The sequence below is a fragment of the Microbacterium umsixpiens genome, assembly GCF_053543675.1.
On record NZ_JBLVOH010000042.1, the window covers coordinates 29,908 to 31,521 of the forward strand.

At 68.6% G+C, this 1,614-nt stretch carries 1 protein-coding gene and 1 pseudogene; both read left to right on the plus strand.

The window, feature by feature from the left end:
* Positions 1–783 (plus strand): annotated as a pseudogene (locus ACNPM4_RS04920) (DUF4012 domain-containing protein); the annotation flags it as partial.
* 143 nt (positions 784–926) lie between these two features.
* Positions 927–1,514 carry a hypothetical protein gene (locus ACNPM4_RS04925; RefSeq protein WP_448984890.1) on the plus strand — a complete coding sequence of 196 codons (588 nt, stop codon included), beginning with the start codon at positions 927–929 and terminating at the stop codon, positions 1,512–1,514.
* The last annotated feature ends 100 nt before the right edge of the window (positions 1,515–1,614 follow it).

Consider the following 1,614-nt stretch of genomic DNA (forward strand, 5'->3'; position numbering starts at 1 on the left):
AAGGCGACCGGAGACCTCGCTTTCGGACCCTTCACGGCCACAGCGGACACCGTGACGGACATCCTGCTGTCCCAGATCTATGCGGCCGTCCCCGATCCCGCCACGCAGGACGCGATCTTCGCGCAGGCGGCGGGAGGCCTGTTCAGCGCCGCACTGTCCGGCGGCGACCCCCGGGCGCTCATCGGGGCACTGGCCACATCGGCGGACGAGAGTCGTATCCGCATCTGGAGCGCACACCCGGAGGAGCAGGCCGTGCTCGCTGCCTCCGAACTGGGCGGAACGATCCCCACGGACAGCGACGACGCGACCTACGTGGGCGTGCTGATGAACGACACCACCGGCGGGAAGATGGACTACTACACCCGTGCATCCATCACGACGTCGGTCGGCACGTGTCAGGGCGCTCCGACCACGCAGGTGCGCGCCACGTGGACGAATACGGCCCCGGCGGACGCCGCGACCTCGCTGCCCGCCTATGTCACGGCCGACGGGTTCTACGGCGTCCCCGCCGGCACGGTGCGCACGCTGATCGCGGTGTACGGACCCGAGGGCGCGACGCCCGCCCATGTCGACCGCGACGGCGAAGAGGAAGGCGTGCAGACGGCCATGCTCGGCGATCGTTCCGTGGTGCAGCACGAGGTCTCCCTCGCCCCCGGCGAATCGACGACGATCACGGTCGAGTTCGAGGGCACGGGCGCCGGAGCGCGGTTCACGGAAGTGCGGCACACACCGCTCATCGAGGCTCCGGACACCGCACGGAAACCGCTGAACTGCGCAACGTGACATTCCGCGCTCGATAGGGTACCGTTGAGCCACTGGGGAATATCTGGAGTCTGCAATCTTGCCGTGGGGGCAAGACGACTCCACGCAGTCGGATGCAGGGGTGTATCCGGATGCGATTCCGCGTGAAATTCTGGGGAGAAATCATGCTGAAGAAACTGGCTGCCATCAGCCTTACCGCCGGCGCGCTCGTATTGATGGCGCCCGCCGTCGCATCCGCTGCGCCAACGACTGTTCCGGCCGCGTCTTCCGACTCGTACACGACGCCTCCCGGCGTCAAGGTCGGCGACCCGGTCATCGACATCTGCGAAGTCTCGACCATCGTGTTCGGACCGGGGTACTTCCTGCCGTCCGAGAACGTGAGCGTCTCGGTGTCCGGCCTCAACGCCGGGAATGCCGCAGTCTCGGGCAACACCGCCGCGACCGACGGCAGCCTGACGCTCACCTTCCGCCCGCCTTCTGATGGAGAGGGCTCCTACGCCGTCTCCTTCGCCGGCTCGCGCTCATACACCGCGACGATCACGGTCGCACACGGTCATGATGCCGCTTCGACGTGCGACCACGATCCTGGGGTCGCACCGGCAGGCGCGGAGATGCCGCTCACGGGCGACGGATTCGAACTCGCCCTCACCGGCGGAAGCGTCTCGCCGTGGGTCCTCGGAGGCGGCGCCGCGGCGCTCGTCGCCGGCGGTGCCCTCGTCGCGGTCGGAGCGTCTCGCCGCAAGCGCGCCTAGGTCCGGCTGCCGCCTCGCGCGGTGGTCGACTGGACGACGGTGATCCCTCCCCCTCCGATCACCGTCGTCTGGTGCATCCGGTGGCACCCACCGGAAGCCC

Coding starts and splice junctions, on each gene's coding strand:
- ACNPM4_RS04925 (WP_448984890.1), top strand. CDS start 927: ATGCTGAAGAAACTGGCTGCCATCAGCCTTACCGCCGGCGCGCTCGTA.